This is a genomic window from Ruegeria sp. CDSA236, assembly GCF_059611285.1.
Window position 1 is genome coordinate 21559 of record NZ_JBXWPG010000001.1, and the last position, 17273, is coordinate 38831.

Sequence of the window (17273 nt, forward strand, 5' to 3'; positions counted from 1 at the left end):
TTTTAGCCGCGCAGGCGGGCCTGATAGTTGTTGTCCTGCCAGTTGGCGCGAGCCACCCATTGATCTTCGGGCTGACGATCGGCCAGAGTGTCTTCAATCTCGACCTCATCAAAGCCGCTGCGCCGCGCCATGGCGTACTGGTCGGCAAGGACATGACCTTTGGCGCGCAAGCGACCGGTATAGCCTTTCAGGCGCAGGGTCCGCGCGATGGTAAAGCCGCGCCCATCCGCAAAGGACGGGAAATCGACACGCACCATCTTGGCGCAGCCCAGCCGTTCGGCAAGCTCATCGGGATCCGTGTCTGAGCTGACATCCAGCGCGACCACATCATTGGCCGCGTCTTCCAGCGTGACATAGCCATCAGTCCAATCATCGGGGGCGAACCCCTCATCGGTTACGATAACGTTCATGTGTTCTCTCCGGCGCGCATCATCTTGCCATCTACAAAATGAATGCCGCATTCTTCCTTGTTCTGATCGCGCCACCGTCCGGCGCGGGGGTCTTCGCCCTGTTTGACCGGCGAAGTACAGGGCGCACAGCCGATCGAAGGGTATCCTTTGGCCACCAGCGGGTGCCTGGGCAAGTTGTTCTCTTCCATATAGGCGCGCACATCTTCGGGCGCCCAATGGGCCAGCGGGTTGACCTTGATCCGGCCTGTGCCGTCCTCGACCTCAAAGAAATCAAGCGTGGCGCGGGACCCGGCCTGAAACCGTTTGCGCCCGGTGATCCAGCCATCATATCCCAGCAACGCCTGTTGCAGCGGGAAGGTCTTGCGCAGGTTACAGCACGCATCCATGTCCCGCAGACGCAGCGCGCCATAGGGGTCGTCGCGTTGAACATCCTCTTCATCCGCGCGGATGATCTTGACGTTTCGCAACCCCAACCGCTCGCTCACTTCCTGCTGATACTCCAGCGTTTCGGTGAACAGCATCTGCGTGTCGATGAACAGCACCGGGATCATCTTGTCGACCACGGCCGCCATATGCAGCAACACCACCGATTCCGCGCCAAAACTTGAGACCAGAGCGAGATCATCGATCTCTTCCATTGCTCCGTGCATCACGTCATGCGCACTGTGGTGGCGGAACCGGGCGTTCAACTCACTGACCCGTTCGGTCAGTTCACGTCTATCCCGGCCCAGTTCAGTCTGGATCAGATCAAGCGGCATTCGCTCGCGCCTCGGGGTAGAGGGCCGCCTTGAACGGAGCCATTCCGACACGGCGATAGGTCTCGAGGAAGGTTTCTTCGGCGCCCTCACGCTGCTCCAGATAGGTTTCGACGATGCGCTCAACGGCCGGAACGATCTCATCATAGGCAAAGCCTGGACCCGTACGATCGCCGATTGCGGCGTTTTCCGTGCCGTCACCACCCAGAGTGATCTGGTAGTTTTCGACGCCTGCACGATCCAGACCAAGAATGCCGATATGGCCGACATGGTGGTGACCACAGGCGTTGATGCAGCCCGAGATCTTGATCTTCAGGTGGCCGATATCATGCTCCAGTTTGAGGTCTTCGAACCGGGTGGCGATTTCCTGTGCAACCGGGATCGAACGCGCCGTTGCCAGAGCGCAATAGTCCATGCCGGGGCAGGCGATGATGTCGCTGATCAGGCCGATATTGGCGGTCGCCAGCTCGTATTCTTTCAGCTTGGCATGGATCGCGGGCAGGTCCGATTTGTGGACATGCGGCAGGATCACGTTCTGCTCATGACTGATGCGCAGCTCGTCATAGGCGAACTCTTCGGCCAGATTGGCAATCACGCGCATCTGTTCGGCAGTTGCATCACCCGGCGTCGCGCCGTGCTTCTTGATCGAGATGGTGACAATCGCGTGGTCCGCATTCTTGTGCGGCGCGATGTTTGTATCGACCCACGAGCGGAAGACCGGATCGTTGGTGTATGCACCTTCAAACGACGCAACCGACGCTTCGCGGAAGGTGGGTGCAGCGAAGTGGCCCTTGATCTCTTCCAGCAGGTTCAGATCCGCGCCTTTGAACTGCGGGCGGACCTGCAGGAAACGCTCGTTCACCTTGGCGCGGATGGCGTCTATGCCGTGTTCATGCACGGTGATCTTGATGCGCGCCTTGTACTTGTTGTCACGGCGGCCGATCTGGTTCCACACGGACACGGTGGCCTCAAGGTAGGCCAGCAGATCGTCAAAGGCGACGAAGTCAGACAGCTCTTTACCGATCATGGGCGTACGGCCCAGACCGCCGCCTACGATAACACGGGCGCCCAGAACGCCGTCACGTTCGACCAGTTGCAGGCCGATATCATGCGCCTTGATCACGGCACGGTCGTTCTCTGACCCTGTGATGGCGATCTTGAACTTACGCGGCATGAACTGAAATTCCGGGTGGTCGGTCGACCACTGGCGCAGCAGTTCCGCATAGGGGCGCGGATCGGCGACCTCATCCGCGGCGGCACCGGCGAAATGGTCGGCGGTCACATTACGAATGGTGTTGCCGCTGGTCTGGATGGCGTGCATGCCAACCTCGGCCAACGCGTCCAGCATATCCGGCACGTCATTCAGCTTGGGCCAGTTGTACTGGATGTTCTGACGGGTAGTAAAATGGCCATAGCCCTTGTCCCACTTCTCGGCCAGCAGGGCCAGTTGGCGCATCTGCGCACTGTTCAGCGTGCCGTAAGGAATGGCGACCCGCAGCATATATGCGTGCAGCTGCAAATACAGGCCGTTCATCAGGCGGAGCGGCTTGAACTCATCCTCGGTCAGCGATCCGTCAATGCGGCGCTCGACCTGGGCGCGAAACTGTCTGTTGCGTTCTGCCAAAAATGCTGTGTCGAACTCGGAGTAGCGATACATGATTAGCTGTCCTTAAGTGCAGCCCCGAACCTGGGGCCTTTGTAGGGGAGAGAGAGAGGGCCAGGGATCAGGCCCGGGGCTGCGGGGAAGTTTCCTGTTTGCCGTGGGCATAGTTGGACGGGCCAGTCCGGCGGAAGTCTTCCCGAAAATGAGTTGGTTCTGGGCCTTCGTCGCCAGCTATGGCGTCCGCCAGATAGGCACCGACAATCTTGCCTGCTTGGCGTTCGGCATCCAGAAGACGGACCTGTGCGTGGGCTTCGTCTGTGATCAGCTCTGCCTCGGATAATTCACGCGACCAGCGGTCGTCCTCGGTCAGATAGATGACGTCACCTTCCAACAGATCGTTGGCGGTTACCACTTTGGGGGTAAAAGCGCGGGCCATCAGGCGTGCTCCTTTTTGAATTCAGTCAGGGCCTTGGCTGCCTGGCGGGGGGCAAGGCCATAAAAAGTAAGGGTGGGGCCGTCCATGTTCGAGGCGTTCAGATCGGCGGACATGTGATCCAGCGTCGTGGTCAATATGCGCTGATCGGGACGCGACGCGTTTTCGATCAGCGTCACAGGTGTGGCTCGGTCGGCGCCGTGCATGATCAGGCGGCCCTGAATAAACCGGGCAGACTTTTTGCCCATATAGATCGCCGCCACCGAACCGGGCTGCGCCAGGGCGCTCCAATCGTGATCGGCGAACCCCTTCATGTCGTGCCCGGTCAGGAAACGGATCGAAGAATTGCGCCCGCGGCGCGTCTGGCTTTGCCCGATGCCTGCAACTGCGGCCGAGGCTGCGGTGATGCCGGGGATAATCTGCCACGAGATGCCAGCTGCTTCGACGGCGTCGATTTCTTCGTCCAAACGACCAAATACGGTGGGGTCACCGGATTTCAGGCGTACAACGCGTAGACCCTTCAGAGCGTACTCTACCAGCAGCGCGTCGATGTCTTCTTGTTTCCACGAGGGGCCGAACCCGGCTTTGCCAACATCGACCAGAACGGCCGTTTGCCCGGCTAGGGTCAGCACCTCGGCGCTGATCAGCCGGTCATGCAGGACCACATCCGCGCACTCGAACGCGCGCAGAGCTTTGAGCGTCAGCAATTCGGGATCACCAGGGCCTGCGCCGACAAAGTCGACATGGCCTGCGTCCTGATATGTTTGCGTCACTTGCATGTTTCGGTCCGGGTTGGTTTGACTTGACCCTCAATATAGGAAATATTCCCGGTATTGCGCCATATGTGCGCATAAAAAAGAACAAGCGTTTCGCTGTGTTGGTCAAGCGATACGAAAGTTTCGAAACGAGGAAGAAATTGGAATGTCAGTGCGGATTGATGACACGGATCGGAAAATTCTGGTTGAGCTGCAGCGCGACGCCAGCCAATCGCTGGACGAAATAGCAGCCCGGGTCGGCAGTTCCAAGACGCCTGTCTGGAATCGCATCCGCAAGCTGAAAGGGGCCGGGGTGATCGGTCAGCAGACGGTATTATTGGATGCCGAGGCGCTTGGTTTTGAGGCGACGTTCTTCGTGCTGATCCGCACCTCTGAACACGAGGCGGATTGGCAGCGAAAGTTCCTCAAAGCCCTGCGGGACCGCCCCGAAGTACAAGAGGCGCACCGGCTGGCTGGGGATATCGACTATATCCTCAAGGTGCGGGTTAAGAACGCGCGCGCCTATGACGTGTTCTATCAGACTCTGATTTCCGAGGTGCGCGTCCACAATGTGACGGCTCTGCTGTCGATGGAAGAGATCAAGTCGACGACCATGCTGCCGCTGAATGCCCTGATCGAGAACTAGCGGTCAGACCTGAACCATCAACCGCTTTAGCCCGTGAAAATGGTAGCTGTTGGAATATTCCGGTTCCGCGCTGAGCGCTAGGTTGGGACAGCGTTCGAACAGTGCCGCCAGCGCTATTAGCATTTCGAGTCGGGCCAACGGTGCTCCGACGCAGAAATGCAGACCCGCGCCAAAGCTGCTGTTGGTCAGGATGGGGCGGGTTGGATCGAACTTATGAGGTTCGGCCCAGACTTGTGGATCACGGTTCGCGGCTCCAAGCAACAAAGCGACTTCGTCACCGCGTTTAAAACTGTGCCCGAACAGGTCGATCTCTTCATAGGCATAGCGCGTGAACATATGCAGCGGGGGATCAAAGCGCAGGATTTCTTCGACGGAGGCGTCAATCGTTTCAGGCTGAAAGGCATCGGCTTTTACACCTTGTCGCAATACGGTCCTAAGCCCATTTCCCAGAGAATGAACCGTGGCCTCATGACCGGCATTCAACAGCAGAATGCAAGTTGCAACCAACTCGTCACGTGACAGTTTTTCACCATCTTCTTCAGCGGCGATCAACCGGGTAATCAGGTCATCCCGAGGGTCAGTCCGGCGCTTTTCGACGTAAGACGAGAGAAAGTCGGTGAACTCTTTTGCCGAGGCCGCCGCCGCATCCTCGGTCTGGCGTGTGCGGCTGGCCTGATACATCGCCACCATGTCATGGGACCAGCGCAAAAGCTCGGGCGACATCTCTTCGGGAACGCCTAGAAGGCGGCAGATCGTAACGACCGGAACTTGCGTGCAATAGGTGTCCAGAAGATCGAAGGGCGCATCCGGAAAGGCGTCGATCAGCTTGTGGCTGAGGTCTTGGATCGTTGGTTCCAGTGCCGCAATGGCACGTGACGTAAAGGCGCGCATGACCAGGCGTCGAAGCCGGGTGTGGCGCGGCGGCTCTGCTTCTAACAACGAATGAGATTCGACCATCAGCCAGGGGGCTAGATGCGCAGGACCTGGACGTTGCATTTCCGCCGGTACTTCGCGACCGAAACGACGGTCCTTCAGCAAGGCCTGAACCGCCCGGTGGGATACAGCAGCGTGCATCCGGTAGTCGGCCCAATACACAAGGTCGCCATGCGCGCGGGCCGCATCATAAAACGGATAAGGGTTCTGGACAAAATTCGGGTCAACAGGGGATTGATGCAAAGTCTTCATGGCGGGCACACTTGCCATGAGGCGCGTTGAATGCAAGACCCAATGTCATGCAAAGGGTATGGTTAATTTCGACATTTCTGATTGCTGTTGGGCTGCTCTCTGTTGGAGTGTGGTCATACGGCTTTCGTCAGGCTTTGTCGCCGCTGAGCGATAAGGCTGAGGCCGATCTGGAATTGGCCGCCGACCGCCTTAGCACACAAATGCAGGTCTATCAGGAACTGGCTGTCTTGATGGCCAGCCACCCGGCTGTTCGAACGCTTGTCACGCCGAGCGATCGCGCCATCGCGCAGGCTGTGTTGCTGGACGTGGCAGACAAAACTGCCGCCGTTAACATTGTCTATCTGGACCGTCTGGGCAGGGTACTTGCAGCCGCCCACCCGGTGCCTGAATTGACGATGGCAGACCATCCCGCATTCAGGCGCGCCATGCAGGGTGCTATGGGCAGTGCCCACGGGGTTGAGTCCACAAGCGGCGATCGAACCTATTCCTATGCAGCTCCTGCCTTTGGTCCCACCGGTATAGTCGAAGGCGCATTGATGGTTATAGCCGATGTGCAGGATGTCGAACAGACTTGGCGGGGCAGTACCGAGGCCATTTTCTTTATTGATGGGGAAGGTGTGGTGTTCATCTCGAACCGTTCCGACTTGTTGTTCTGGCGTCGGGCCGAAGGTCAACCGGGGCTGGTGCCGCCCGAGGGGCAGACGGTCGATTTCTCGTCGAATCTGATCGGACGACACGAGCTTTGGACCTTGAATTGGGGCCGGTATCTGCCACAGCGTGCGTTACACCTTACACTTGATCTACCGGTGATAGACATGACAGCCGAGGTGCTGGTGGATGTGGCCCCGGCGCGCCGTCTGGCGAATTTGCAAGCAGCGGCGGTAGCTGCGATCTGTCTGGCCTTCGGGGCGCTTTTGTTTATGGCAACCGAACGCCGGCGCGCGCTTGCTGAGGCCAATGCGGTGCTGGAAAGCCGCGTGACGCGCAGAACCCATGCACTTACCGCCGCGAACTCCGCCCTGCGGCGCGAGGTCCATGAACGGGAAGAGGCAGAGGTGGCGCTGAAACATGCGCAGGAAGAGCTTATACAGGCCGGGAAGTTGAGTGCGCTCGGGCAGATGTCGGCGGGCATTAGCCATGAGTTGAACCAGCCGCTGATGGCCATTCGCCAATTCGCCGAGAATGGAACGGCTTTTCTGACCAGAGGTGACGAGTCAAAAGCCGCCGAGAACCTCACCAGAATTTCCGATTTGGCCGCGCGAATGGCGCGAATTATCAAGAACCTCAGGGCTTTTGCCCGCAATGAAAACGAGCCCATGGGCAGAGTTGATCTGGTTCAGGTAATAGAAACGGCGTTGGAATTGACCGAGGCCCGGCTGAATTCGGAAAACGTTCGTATGGAATGGCAGGCTCCAGATGTCCCTATCTATGCTTGGGGTGGCGAAGTGAGATTGGTGCAGGTGTTCGTAAATCTGATTAACAACGCCGCCGATGCCATGAGTGAGCAACAACAACGCATGATCAAGATCGCGATAAACAGTGACAAGACCCTGACGGTCACGGTCAGCGACACAGGTCCGGGGATCGAGAACTCGGAGAAGCTGTTCGAGCCGTTCTATACCACCAAAGCTGTCGGTTCGTCTGAGGGCATGGGGCTGGGGTTGTCGATCTCTTATGGTCTGGTTCAAAGCTTTGGTGGTAATATTCGGGGCACCAACGCTCCGACAGGTGCGGTATTCACTGTGGAACTGGAACATTTCAAGGACGTAGGGGCAGCATGACCCGCAAAGTGCTTTTGGTCGATGACGACTCGGCAGTGCGCGAAGCGCTGGCCCAAACGTTAGAGCTTGCCGATTACGAACCTGTGACAGCAGGGTCCTTCGTGGCGGCGAAGGATCATATCCGGGCGGATTTCGCGGGAGTGATCGTGTCGGATATCCGGATGCCTGGTCGGGACGGGTTTCACCTGTTGACCTACACCCGCGATATGGATGCTGATCTGCCTGTCATCCTGTTGACTGGAGAAGGCGACATACCAATGGCAGTGCAGGCCATGGGGCAGGGTGCATTCGACTTTTTGGAAAAGCCCTGCGCCGCGGCAGATCTGCTAAAGGTGTTGGGCAAGGCATCCGAAGCGCGAGAACATGTCCTGCAACAACGCGCAATGAAAAGCGAACTCGAACGCGGCGATCCAGCGGCACGCCTACTGTTCGGTCTCTCATCAAAGGCCGAAGAACTGAGGGAAAGGGTTCGTACAGTAGCCCAGACAGGGGCCGAAGTTTTGGTCACCGGACCGGCTGGCAGCGGAGTGTCCAAAGTTGCCGAGGTCGTTCACCTAATGTCGCCGCAAAGTCAGGGCCCATTTGTCAAACGTCCATCCGCCGGTTTGTCGACCAGCGATCTGGTTCATGTCTGCGAAGATGCAGCCGGCGGTTCCCTTTTTCTGGACGAAATCTCGGCCATGCCCGAGGCCACGCAATATGCCGCACTGGAGATGGTTGAACAGGGTGTAGGCGCCCGAATTCTGGCGGGCACGACCACTGACCTGGCCGAATTGTCTTCGGATGGACGGTTCCTTGCGGATTTGTTCTATCGTTTGGATGTGATGCGCGTTCGCATACCGTCGCTTGCCGAGCGCCCCGAGGATATACCTGTAATCTTCCGCCACTACGTAGCACAGGCAGCCGAACAGGCCGGAATAAAGGAACCGGAAATCACATCGGACCATCTGGCATCGCTGATGACCAGAGACTGGCCGGGCAATGCACGGTCGCTGATGTCAGCCGCAATGAGGTTTGTGCTGGGAATGCCCGAAGATGTCTCGCAGGCCGCAGAACTGGGGTTGAGCGAGCAGATGGCACGGGTCGAAAGATCTCTGCTGATTGCTGCCCTTGGCCGGCATAACGGCAAAGCATCAGAAGCCGCAAAGGCGCTAAAGCTGCCTCGCAAAACCTTCTACGACAAGCTGGCGCGATACCACATTCGTCCTGAAGACTACCGGAGGTAAAGGCTCCCGCCAGCTTTTCCCGCATTGTCATGCGGTTAAGCTGTTGGGCGTGGCAGTCCGCTGACGCGGACTGCGGGGCGAACCAAATGCCCGGCAATCGATTCGGATTCGGCGAATCGTTATTTGTGCGGAAATCCACACAATGGCGCAGATATATGTGCGGATTCTCGCACGGCTTTCTTGCAGGCTCAAACAGAGACTTGGTTGAATGCGTGTAACATCAAGTAAATAAATGACAAAATGTCAACCGGCGGCGATTCCCACAAAAAGTTGAGAGCGTGAGCCCGATTCGGTTCACTCGCCGCCATGGGACGACTTCGGCACGTCCGGAGACGTAGTGAAGTATCTGGGAGAACTCGACTGATGAAATTTCTGACAACGGCAGCGACCGCCGTCGCTCTAACCGTAACAGCAACCGCAGGCATGGCCGCTTGTGAAGACGGCGAAATCGTCGTGAAATTCGCGCATGTGACCAATACCGATAAACATCCCAAGGGTATTGCAGCCTCGTTGCTGGAACAGCGCGTTAATGATGAGATGAACGGCGTGATGTGCATGGAGGTCTACCCGAACTCCACGCTCTATAACGACGATAAAGTCCTTGAGGCGATGTTGCAGGGCGATGTGCAACTGGCGGCCCCGTCATTGTCCAAGTTCGAGAAGTTCACCAAGCAATTCCGCCTGTTCGACCTGCCGTTCATGTTCAAGAACATTGATGCGGTAGACGCATTTCAGGCTTCGGCCGACGGTCAGGCGATGAAAGACAGCATGCAGCGCCGTGGCCTGCAGGGGCTGGCATTCTGGCACAATGGCATGAAACAGATGTCGGCCAACAAACCGCTGGTCGATCCGTCGGATGCCAATGGCCTGAAATTCCGCGTCCAATCTTCTGACGTGCTGGTCGCGCAGATGGAGGCGATTGGCGGAAGCCCGCAGAAAATGGCTTTCTCAGAGGTTTATGGTGCGTTGCAGCAAGGTGTCGTCGATGGACAGGAAAACACTTGGTCCAACATCTACGGCAAGAAGTTCTTTGAGGTTCAGGACGGTATCACTGAAACCAACCACGGTGTCATCGACTATCTGGTCGTGACATCGGTTGACTGGCTGGACAGCCTGGATCCTGCGGTGCGCGAACAGTTCCTGACCATTCTGGGCGAAGTGACAGAACAGCGGAACAAAGAATCCTTCTCGGTGAACGAGGAAGCCAAGGTCTCGATCACAAATGCGGGCGGTATCATCCGTGAACTTAACCCTGAACAGCGTCAGGCCTGGATCGACGCCATGAAGCCTGTCTGGGAACAGTTCGCCGGTGACGTGGGTCAAGAAAAGATCGACGCCGCACAGGCTATCAACGCCGGGTTCTGATCCTGGTATACGCCGCGCGTCCGGGGACTGGGGAGTATTCGACGCGCGGGCAGGGTGGGCCGATTTGGCCCGCCCAAACAGCACTTATCTCAAAAAAATGTGGGGACAGATAGATGTCTGGTGCGCAATCCGGCCAAGGCGGGCTGGTCGACCATATCGAAGAAACCTTGATCGCATCGTTGCTGGGCCTGATGACGGCTGTGACATTTGCCAATGTGATCGCAAGGTATTTCTTTAATTCCAATATCCTATGGGCACTAGAGCTGACGGTATTCGCCTTCGGCTGGTTGGTGCTGCTTGGGGCGTCTTATGCCGTCAAGAAACACGCTCATCTGGGAGTGGACGCCATCCTGAACATGCTCAGCCCGGCGCCTCGACGGATTTTGGCTCTGATCGCTGTAGTCTGCTGTCTGGTGTTTTCTCTGCTGATGCTAAAAGGCGCATATGACTATTGGGCCGTGTTCGCGGATCTGCCGCCCACATCGGGGCGATGGTTCCCTACCGGGTTCAACTTCGATGCGCGCAGTCAGAGCTTTTATGAGGTCGACGACATTCCGATGGTTGCCCCGCTGCGGTTTCTGGAGGATCTGATCAACTATGGCGAGGGCTATGAAAAACTGCCCAAGGTGGTGCCGTATCTGGTTCTGCCCGTGTCGATGCTGCTTTTGGTGATCCGCTTTGCGCAGGTTGCGGTACAGATTTGGCGCGGCGAAGCCGATCGGATGGTCGCTAGCCACGAAGTCGAGGACGAGATTGAAGAAGTCCGCGCTCAGCAAGGAGAGCACAACTGATGGATGTCATTCTTCTGTTCTCGATGGTGATCGGCCTGCTGCTGATCGGCGTTCCGATTGCGGTGGCGTTGGGGCTCAGCTCGACGCTGTTTCTGCTGATCTATTCCGACAGTTCGCTGGCCTCGGTCGCAGGCACTCTGTTTGAGGCGTTCGAGGGGCATTTTACCCTTCTGGCGATCCCGTTCTTCATTCTGGCCTCATCCTTCATGACCACGGGCGGCGTGGCCCGGCGCATCATCCGTTTCTCGATTGCCTGCGTGGGGCACTTGCCCGGAGGTCTGGCGATTGCGGGGGTGTTCGCCTGTATGCTGTTTGCGGCCCTGTCGGGGTCGTCTCCGGCTACGGTGGTGGCCATCGGGTCGATTGTGATCGCCGGGATGCGGCAGGTTGGTTATTCCAAGGAGTTTGCCGCCGGTGTGATCTGTAACGCCGGGACGCTGGGCATTTTGATCCCGCCGTCGATCGTGATGGTGGTCTATGCCGCCGCTGTCGAAGTTTCGGTTGGCCGCATGTTCCTCGCCGGTGTGATCCCCGGCCTGATGGCTGGGCTGATGTTGATGATCACCATCTATGTGATGGCCAAGGTCAAGAACCTACCCAAAGGTGAATGGAAAGGCTGGGGCGAAATCTTGGTCTCTGCACGCGAAGCAGGTTGGGGTCTGTTCCTGATCGTGATCATTCTGGGTGGCATCTATGGGGGTATCTTTACCCCGACCGAGGCCGCTGCGGTGGCCGCAGTCTATGCATTTTTGATTGCCAGCTTCGTCTACAAGGACATGGGCCCCCTCAGCACCGAGGGTGAGGAAAAGAATATCTCTTTGCTCAGAAAGCCTTATGCGCTGATCACGGCGATTTTTCACCCCGACACCAAGCAGACGTTGTTCGAAGCTGGGAAACTGACCGTTACCCTGCTGTTCGTTATCGCCAACGCCTTGATCCTTAAACATGTTCTGACCGACGAACAAGTGCCGCAGCACATAGCAACTGCCATGCTGTCGGCAGGTCTGGGACCGGTGACTTTCCTGATCGTGGTCAATGTGATCTTGCTGATCGGCGGCCAGTTCATGGAGCCTTCGGGCCTGCTGGTTATCGTAGCACCACTGGTGTTCCCGATTGCAATCGAGCTGGGCATCGACCCGATTCACCTAGGCATCATCATGGTTGTGAACATGGAGATCGGGATGATTACACCGCCGGTCGGCTTGAACCTGTTCGTGACCTCGGGCGTGGCGGGCATGCCGATGATGGGCGTTGTCCGGGCGGCCCTGCCATTCCTGGCGGTCCTGTTCGTCTTCCTGATCATGGTGACCTATATCCCGTGGATATCCACCTTCCTGCCCAACACCTTCATGGGGCCGGAGATCATAACAAACTAGCGGGTCCAACCGCTGAGAAAAAGACCGGGCAGGGGATCTCTGCCCGGTCACTGCGTCTTGAACGGGGCGCCATGGGGATTATCTAAAGGCAGAGGACGACCTCTCCATCACGGGACAGTATCCGGGACGACCCGGACTGATCAGAGGTCTCTTCTATGCCCTGGATTATCCTGTTGTTTGCTGGCCTGCTTGAAATTGTCTGGGCCGTGGCGATGAAGCAATCTGCCGGGTTCACCCGGTTCTGGCCGACCGCCCTGATGGCGGTTTCGATGCTGGGTTCGTTCACCTTGCTGGCACTGGCCATGCGGACGCTGCCTTTGGGAACAGCCTATGTCATCTGGACGGGAATAGGAGCGGTTGGCGCGTTTACCGTCGGCATCTTGTTTTTGGGCGAAGCCCTGACCGCCACGCGGATCTGCGCGGCAGTCTTGATCATTGCCGGGATGGTGACGATGAAACTGGCCTGATCAGGCCTGTTCCAGAGCCTGAATGATGCCCGAAAAATCGTCAGCCTTCAGGCTCGCCCCGCCCACCAATGCGCCATCCACGTTCGATACGGCGAAAATCTCGGCGGCGTTTGATGGCTTGACCGAGCCGCCATAAAGCAGCCGGACCGAACGTCCAACGCCTTCGCCAAAGCGCCGTTCCAGCCGCGCGCGGATAAAGTCATGCACCTGACCGATTTCATCCAGAGTGGGCACTTTGCCCGTGCCAATGGCCCAGATCGGTTCGTAGGCGACTATTAGGTTTTCGCCCGTTGCCTGATCCGGGATCGAGCCGGACATCTGACCGCCGATTATATCCAGGGTATTGGCGGCCTCGCGCTGTTCCAGGCTTTCACCGACGCAGATGATTGCCTTTAGCCCACCATTCATAGCGGCAATAGACTTAGCACGAACATCTTCATTCTGTTCACCATGATCTTCGCGGCGTTCAGAATGGCCAAGAATGACGGCTGACGCTCCGGCGTCGACCAGCATCTGGGCGCTAATGTCACCTGTATGCGCGCCCGAGTTTGCCGCGTGGCAATCCTGACCGCCTATCTGGATGTTTCCGCCCGGGACCTTCTCTTTGGCCCGATGGATCAAGGTGGCAGGTGGGCAGATCAGAATATCAACTGCCGGGGCAGCATGCATGTGAGAAAGGGCCTGAAGCTCGCTCAAGTCGGCAGCATTACCATTCATCTTCCAGTTTCCAGCCGCCAGTTTACGCCGCATATCGCGTCCCCTTGAAATAAATCGGTTTTCTGGTGACCGGATATCATTGCCAGTCAGGTCTGACAATTCCGGTTGCAGAGCCCGTTGCAAAACGGCAGTTTCCGCCGCGATGAGGAATGAGCAATATGATCGAACATCTTGATCTTGAAAAACTGGATCGGTGCGACACGGCGGAATTGGCCAAATTGACCCGCGCCGTCGGTGAAGTTGGGTTTCTGACCGTGTCCAATACTGGTATCTCCGCCTGTCGGGTGGAACGGGTCATCTCGGCATATCACGCATTCTTCCGGCTGCCAGAGGCCGAGAAACGGTGCGTTGATATGGCTGTGACCGGGTCCAACCGCGGGTGGGGCGCCTCGCGCTCGGAACAGGTAGATCCCGCTGCAAATCCTGACTTCAAAGAGGTGTTCGATTGCGGATACGAGCTAGCTGAGACCAATAGGTACTTTGGCAAGAACCTCTCGGTTTATGCCCCGAACCAATGGCCGGAAGCAGTGCCCGAGTTTCGATCAATCATCGAGGCCTATTATGGTGACGCCTGTTCGGTTGCCATGCGGGTGTTGCGCGCCATTTCGGTGGCATTGGGCAAGGATGCCAACAGCTTTGACACTGCCTTCGACACGCCCATGGCCCTTTTGCGCGGCAATTATTACCCGCAACGTCCAGTCTGGGCAGGCGAAAAGGATTTCGGTATCGGAGCGCACACTGATTATGGCTGTCTGACCCTGCTGGCCACCGATGGTCGAGCAGGGTTAGAGGTACAGATGCCGGACCAGAGTTGGGCTCAGGTCCAAGCGCAGCCCGGAACATTCATTATCAATTTTGGGGAGATGCTGGAGTTCTGGACGGCAGGGGCGGTCAAGGCAACTCTGCACCGTGTGATCGGTGAATCTGCTGAAAGGCTGTCGGTTCCTTTGTTCTTCAACCCGTCTTATGACACCAATGTTGCCCCGCCACATTCAGAGAATGTCATCCAGGCAGGAGAGCACTTGACGCGTCGTTTCAACGAGACCTATGTGCACTTGCAGGCAGCGTCTTATGGCTGAGTTGCAATGCTTTCGTCGAACTTGATGGATTCTCCGCAACCGCAGGCATCTACAACATTCGGGTTGCGGAACTTGAAACCGGATTCAAGTAACGAGACCTCATAGTCGATCTCTGTTCCAAACAGGAACATCTGTGCCATCGGGGCGATCATGATCCGCGCGCCGTCCTGCTCGACCACTTCATCATTGGTGTCAGGCTGGTCGACATAGTCCATGGTGTATTCCATCCCGGCACAGCCGCCTTTCTTGACGCCAATACGCAAACCAGCATGGCCGCCCGAAGTCATCAGGCGGGCAATCTGCTCTGCAGCCTTTGGTGTCATTGTTACGGCCTGTTTGCCGGGGATGCCGAACATCATGATCTCCGTCGTTGTTCGTTGCTGCCAATGTAGTGCCCCGAGGCATCAGTCTCAAGACATAGCAGGTTTTCTTACCTAACTTTTACTGTCGTATTAGATTTCCCGCCCCAGTCGGTAAGCAAGGCTTGCTTTGCAAATTACACTCGTCATAGCCTGTCTCATGATCCACTTTTGGAAATTATTTGAGGCTGAACAGCATGAAAAGACTTTGGTTTAGAAAAAAAGATATTCTTACAATTCCTTCTCTGATGCTGTCTGTGTTTTTGGCTCAGACGGCGATCGCAGAAGAAAAGCAACATCCGGTAAACTGTGCAACGGCAGAAGGTGATTTGCGCGCGATTGCAACCGAACGAAAACATGCAGAAGAAGAGCAGGCCAAAAGTGTAATTGCCATTACACCTGCTGGGGCGCTTCTGGGCCTTGTGACTGGAACCGAAAAGAAAAGACTAACTATGTTATCAGGAGATTACATAGAGAAGCTTAACCAGAGGTCGGACGAAATCAAATCGACCTGCGGAATTCAATAACAGCAGACCTTCGCACTTGGCCTTACATAAATCCAAGTTCCAGACGCGCTTCGTCTGACATCATTTCCATGCCCCAGGGAGGCTCCCAGGTCAGTTCCACGTCAACTTCTTTAACGCCGGCCACGGGTTCGATTGCCTCGACGATCCACCCAGGCATTTCGCCGGCAACCGGGCAGCCGGGCGCGGTCAGTGTCATGATGACCTTGACCGCGTTTTCCTGGGTGATGTCGATCGTATAGATCAGACCCAGATCATAGATGTTTACAGGGATTTCGGGGTCATAAACCGTTCGGCAGGCGTCGACCACCGGCTCATAAAGAGGGTGTTCAATCGTTGAAGGGGCAATAAGAGGTGTGCCTTCAAACTGTTCGCTCGGATGAGTCATTCGTGCCTCGGGTTTGTTACCTGACGAATTATATAGGGAAAGCCTCGGGCAGCGTCCAGAGGCACAATGACACCCCCTTAAGGGGTGCCATAAGAGTTTAGTCGTTTATGTCATGTCTAAACTTCTTCACCTGGCCATGGGGCAGAGCAAAGACGCGGCGCAGGATCAGCCAGGCAATCAGCGACAGAGTCGCAAAGATCATAAGCAGGATCGGCAGCGACGGTGCTATTCCAGGGATTGCCAGCAGAATACCCGTCAGCCCGGCTCCGATGGCGAAACCCAGAAAGATGAACCCAGGTAGGACTATTTCGAGGATGCCCAAAGCCAACGCGCCAGCCAGCCATAGCCACCATGTTAACCAAAAGGGATCAGCCATTATGTACGTCCTTTCAACATGTTGAAGGCGTTTCCGAAAGCTTCAAGCGCATTGGCAGGTACAACGATAGTCTGCGAGCCATTGCCGGTGCCCAGCGTGTTCAATGCCTCAACCTGTTTCAATGCAACCTGGTACTGAGCCGCTTCGATACCGTTTTCCTTAATCGCCTGGGCAACAACACTGGTTGCAAAGGCTTCGGCTTCGGCTTGAATGCGGCGCGCTTTGGCCGTTTGTTCTGCCGCATAGAGTTCGGCGTCGGCCTGAAGCTCAACAGAGCGTTTCTTGCCCTCAGCCTCAGTCACCTGCGCGCGGCGCGCGCGTTCAGCATTCAACTGTTGCAGCATCGCGTCACGGGTCGCCTGATCGAGGTTAACGTCCAAAATCTCGGCGCGCGTCACTTCGATCCCCCAGTCATCCACGGCGGTTTCGACGCTTCCTTGAATCTGAGTGATCAGTTGAGCACGGTTCGACTGAACTTCGTCCAAGTCCATCTTGCCGATTTCCGCCCGGACGATACCGGCAACGGTCGTCGCGATAGCACCATCTACATCGCGGATGCGGTAGACTGTCTTTTCCGGCTCTAGGATGCGGTAAAAGACAGAAGTGTCGATTTGGACCAGAACGTTATCTTTTGTGATTGCGTCCTGCGTTGCATTGGGAAGCTGGCGTTCCAGAATGGATATCTTGTGCCGCGCAACATCTAGTAAAGGAACGATAAAGTTGATCCCAGGGCCAAGCACCGAATGCAAGCGCCCGAACCGTTCGACCACATATTTTTCTGATTGCGGCACGATTTTAATGCCTTTTAGCGTGATGATGACGATCAATGCCGCCGCGAGCAGGTAAATTATGTTCGAAGAAAGCAATCCAATGATTTGGTCTTCGGTCATATCTGTCCTCTTTTATTGTGTACGATAGTATACATTTGGGGGTTGAATCGCCCTTTTTCAACTCTGGTATGGAGGGATTGTGCGTGGATTCAAAACGCTGATCCATGGATTTTGGTTAGTTTTTGCTATTGTGACCGCTTTGCATCC

At 56.6% G+C, this 17273-nt stretch carries 20 protein-coding genes; 9 read left to right on the forward strand and 11 right to left on the reverse strand.

The window, feature by feature from the left end; all coding sequences use genetic code 11:
* Positions 1-2: 2 nt before the first annotated feature.
* The 5 genes from AC2FLB_RS00120 to cobA all read right to left on the reverse strand — a co-directional run bounded on the left by AC2FLB_RS00120 (position 3) and on the right by cobA (position 3980).
* Entirely contained in the window at positions 3-410 is a 408-nt protein-coding gene (locus AC2FLB_RS00120; protein ID WP_496695306.1) for a DUF934 domain-containing protein, read from the reverse strand.
* Positions 407-1168, reverse strand: a complete 762-nt coding sequence (locus tag AC2FLB_RS00125) for a phosphoadenylyl-sulfate reductase (RefSeq protein WP_496691317.1) — start codon at positions 1166-1168, stop codon at positions 407-409. The genes AC2FLB_RS00120 and AC2FLB_RS00125 overlap by 4 nt, the downstream gene beginning before the upstream one ends.
* A complete protein-coding gene (locus AC2FLB_RS00130) occupies positions 1158-2822 on the reverse strand; it encodes a nitrite/sulfite reductase (protein WP_496708398.1) in 1665 nt (554 codons plus the stop codon). The genes AC2FLB_RS00125 and AC2FLB_RS00130 overlap by 11 nt, the downstream gene beginning before the upstream one ends.
* Before the next feature lie 67 nt (positions 2823-2889).
* Positions 2890-3204: a DUF2849 domain-containing protein gene (locus AC2FLB_RS00135; protein ID WP_496700218.1), complete on the reverse strand. Its 315-nt coding sequence runs from the start codon at positions 3202-3204 to the stop codon at positions 2890-2892.
* Positions 3204-3980, reverse strand: coding sequence for a uroporphyrinogen-III C-methyltransferase (gene cobA, locus AC2FLB_RS00140; protein ID WP_496708399.1), 777 nt, complete (start codon positions 3978-3980; stop codon positions 3204-3206). The genes AC2FLB_RS00135 and cobA overlap by 1 nt, the downstream gene beginning before the upstream one ends.
* Positions 3981-4122: 142 nt before the next feature.
* On the opposite strand from cobA, the gene AC2FLB_RS00145 reads away from it, so the two are divergent.
* A complete protein-coding gene (locus AC2FLB_RS00145; RefSeq protein WP_142634084.1) occupies positions 4123-4602 on the forward strand; it encodes an Lrp/AsnC family transcriptional regulator in 480 nt (159 codons plus the stop codon).
* Between the two features lie 3 nt (positions 4603-4605).
* Here the strand turns inward: AC2FLB_RS00145 and AC2FLB_RS00150 are convergent, their stop codons facing one another.
* Positions 4606-5787 (reverse strand): cytochrome P450, encoded by a 1182-nt coding sequence (locus AC2FLB_RS00150; RefSeq protein WP_496708400.1) that lies wholly within the window; start codon positions 5785-5787, stop codon positions 4606-4608.
* Between the two features lie 47 nt (positions 5788-5834).
* Between AC2FLB_RS00150 and AC2FLB_RS00155 the strand changes: the two genes are divergently transcribed.
* The 6 genes from AC2FLB_RS00155 (at position 5835) to AC2FLB_RS00180 (ending at position 12793) form a co-directional block, all read left to right on the forward strand.
* Positions 5835-7568: a sensor histidine kinase gene (locus tag AC2FLB_RS00155; RefSeq protein ID WP_496691313.1), complete on the forward strand. Its 1734-nt coding sequence runs from the start codon at positions 5835-5837 to the stop codon at positions 7566-7568.
* Complete coding sequence (locus AC2FLB_RS00160) at positions 7565-8794, forward strand: sigma-54-dependent transcriptional regulator (RefSeq protein ID WP_271946867.1); 1230 nt, start codon at positions 7565-7567, stop codon at positions 8792-8794. The genes AC2FLB_RS00155 and AC2FLB_RS00160 overlap by 4 nt, the downstream gene beginning before the upstream one ends.
* 363 nt (positions 8795-9157) lie before the next feature.
* A complete protein-coding gene (locus AC2FLB_RS00165) occupies positions 9158-10159 on the forward strand; it encodes a DctP family TRAP transporter solute-binding subunit (RefSeq protein ID WP_142634078.1) in 1002 nt (333 codons plus the stop codon).
* A 113-nt stretch (positions 10160-10272) separates the two neighbouring features.
* Positions 10273-10950 (forward strand): TRAP transporter small permease, encoded by a 678-nt coding sequence (locus AC2FLB_RS00170; RefSeq protein WP_496691312.1) that lies wholly within the window; start codon positions 10273-10275, stop codon positions 10948-10950.
* Positions 10950-12326 carry a TRAP transporter large permease gene (locus tag AC2FLB_RS00175; protein WP_142634073.1) on the forward strand — a complete coding sequence of 459 codons (1377 nt, stop codon included), beginning with the start codon at positions 10950-10952 and terminating at the stop codon, positions 12324-12326. The genes AC2FLB_RS00170 and AC2FLB_RS00175 overlap by 1 nt, the downstream gene beginning before the upstream one ends.
* A 155-nt stretch (positions 12327-12481) precedes the next feature.
* Positions 12482-12793 (forward strand): DMT family transporter, encoded by a 312-nt coding sequence (locus tag AC2FLB_RS00180; RefSeq protein WP_281994682.1) that lies wholly within the window; start codon positions 12482-12484, stop codon positions 12791-12793.
* On the opposite strand, the gene tpiA is transcribed toward AC2FLB_RS00180, so the two are convergent.
* Positions 12794-13543 (reverse strand): triose-phosphate isomerase, encoded by a 750-nt coding sequence (gene tpiA / locus AC2FLB_RS00185; protein WP_496704700.1) that lies wholly within the window; start codon positions 13541-13543, stop codon positions 12794-12796.
* Positions 13544-13659: 116 nt separating this feature from the next.
* On the opposite strand from tpiA, the gene AC2FLB_RS00190 reads away from it, so the two are divergent.
* Positions 13660-14589 (forward strand): isopenicillin N synthase family dioxygenase, encoded by a 930-nt coding sequence (locus AC2FLB_RS00190; protein WP_496708401.1) that lies wholly within the window; start codon positions 13660-13662, stop codon positions 14587-14589.
* On the opposite strand, the gene AC2FLB_RS00195 is transcribed toward AC2FLB_RS00190, so the two are convergent.
* The gene (locus AC2FLB_RS00195) at positions 14580-14945 is read right to left on the reverse strand and encodes a HesB/IscA family protein (RefSeq protein WP_142634067.1); all 366 of its coding nucleotides are present in this window, start codon (positions 14943-14945) and stop codon (positions 14580-14582) included. The genes AC2FLB_RS00190 and AC2FLB_RS00195 overlap by 10 nt on opposite strands.
* 200 nt (positions 14946-15145) lie before the next feature.
* Between AC2FLB_RS00195 and AC2FLB_RS00200 the strand changes: the two genes are divergently transcribed.
* Entirely contained in the window at positions 15146-15475 is a 330-nt protein-coding gene (locus tag AC2FLB_RS00200; protein WP_142634065.1) for a hypothetical protein, read from the forward strand.
* A 22-nt stretch (positions 15476-15497) separates the two neighbouring features.
* On the opposite strand, the gene AC2FLB_RS00205 is transcribed toward AC2FLB_RS00200, so the two are convergent.
* From AC2FLB_RS00205 to AC2FLB_RS00215, 3 genes are all read right to left on the reverse strand, one after another.
* Positions 15498-15860, reverse strand: coding sequence for an SUF system Fe-S cluster assembly protein (locus AC2FLB_RS00205; protein WP_142634063.1), 363 nt, complete (start codon positions 15858-15860; stop codon positions 15498-15500).
* Between the two features lie 97 nt (positions 15861-15957).
* Positions 15958-16236, reverse strand: coding sequence for an NfeD family protein (locus AC2FLB_RS00210; RefSeq protein ID WP_281972169.1), 279 nt, complete (start codon positions 16234-16236; stop codon positions 15958-15960).
* Entirely contained in the window at positions 16236-17126 is an 891-nt protein-coding gene (locus AC2FLB_RS00215) for an SPFH domain-containing protein (RefSeq protein WP_496700226.1), read from the reverse strand. The genes AC2FLB_RS00210 and AC2FLB_RS00215 overlap by 1 nt, the downstream gene beginning before the upstream one ends.
* Positions 17127-17273: the final 147 nt, after the last annotated feature.

Excerpts from the sequence above, each read along its gene's own strand:
- AC2FLB_RS00135 (WP_496700218.1), bottom strand. The coding sequence starts at position 3,204 with ATGGCCCGCGCTTTTACCCCCAAAGTGGTAACCGCCAACGATCTGTTG.
- AC2FLB_RS00145 (WP_142634084.1), top strand. The coding sequence starts at position 4,123 with ATGTCAGTGCGGATTGATGACACGGATCGGAAAATTCTGGTTGAGCTG.
- tpiA (WP_496704700.1), bottom strand. The coding sequence starts at position 13,543 with ATGCGGCGTAAACTGGCGGCTGGAAACTGGAAGATGAATGGTAATGCT.
- AC2FLB_RS00125 (WP_496691317.1), bottom strand. The coding sequence starts at position 1,168 with ATGCCGCTTGATCTGATCCAGACTGAACTGGGCCGGGATAGACGTGAA.
- AC2FLB_RS00170 (WP_496691312.1), top strand. The coding sequence starts at position 10,273 with ATGTCTGGTGCGCAATCCGGCCAAGGCGGGCTGGTCGACCATATCGAA.
- AC2FLB_RS00205 (WP_142634063.1), bottom strand. The coding sequence starts at position 15,860 with ATGACTCATCCGAGCGAACAGTTTGAAGGCACACCTCTTATTGCCCCT.
- AC2FLB_RS00180 (WP_281994682.1), top strand. The coding sequence starts at position 12,482 with ATGCCCTGGATTATCCTGTTGTTTGCTGGCCTGCTTGAAATTGTCTGG.
- cobA (WP_496708399.1), bottom strand. The coding sequence starts at position 3,980 with ATGCAAGTGACGCAAACATATCAGGACGCAGGCCATGTCGACTTTGTC.
- AC2FLB_RS00160 (WP_271946867.1), top strand. The coding sequence starts at position 7,565 with ATGACCCGCAAAGTGCTTTTGGTCGATGACGACTCGGCAGTGCGCGAA.
- AC2FLB_RS00165 (WP_142634078.1), top strand. The coding sequence starts at position 9,158 with ATGAAATTTCTGACAACGGCAGCGACCGCCGTCGCTCTAACCGTAACA.
- AC2FLB_RS00195 (WP_142634067.1), bottom strand. The coding sequence starts at position 14,945 with ATGTTCGGCATCCCCGGCAAACAGGCCGTAACAATGACACCAAAGGCT.
- AC2FLB_RS00120 (WP_496695306.1), bottom strand. The coding sequence starts at position 410 with ATGAACGTTATCGTAACCGATGAGGGGTTCGCCCCCGATGATTGGACT.
- AC2FLB_RS00175 (WP_142634073.1), top strand. The coding sequence starts at position 10,950 with ATGGATGTCATTCTTCTGTTCTCGATGGTGATCGGCCTGCTGCTGATC.
- AC2FLB_RS00130 (WP_496708398.1), bottom strand. The coding sequence starts at position 2,822 with ATGTATCGCTACTCCGAGTTCGACACAGCATTTTTGGCAGAACGCAAC.
- AC2FLB_RS00200 (WP_142634065.1), top strand. The coding sequence starts at position 15,146 with ATGAAAAGACTTTGGTTTAGAAAAAAAGATATTCTTACAATTCCTTCT.
- AC2FLB_RS00150 (WP_496708400.1), bottom strand. The coding sequence starts at position 5,787 with ATGAAGACTTTGCATCAATCCCCTGTTGACCCGAATTTTGTCCAGAAC.
- AC2FLB_RS00190 (WP_496708401.1), top strand. The coding sequence starts at position 13,660 with ATGAGCAATATGATCGAACATCTTGATCTTGAAAAACTGGATCGGTGC.
- AC2FLB_RS00210 (WP_281972169.1), bottom strand. The coding sequence starts at position 16,236 with ATGGCTGATCCCTTTTGGTTAACATGGTGGCTATGGCTGGCTGGCGCG.
- AC2FLB_RS00155 (WP_496691313.1), top strand. The coding sequence starts at position 5,835 with ATGCAAAGGGTATGGTTAATTTCGACATTTCTGATTGCTGTTGGGCTG.
- AC2FLB_RS00215 (WP_496700226.1), bottom strand. The coding sequence starts at position 17,126 with ATGACCGAAGACCAAATCATTGGATTGCTTTCTTCGAACATAATTTAC.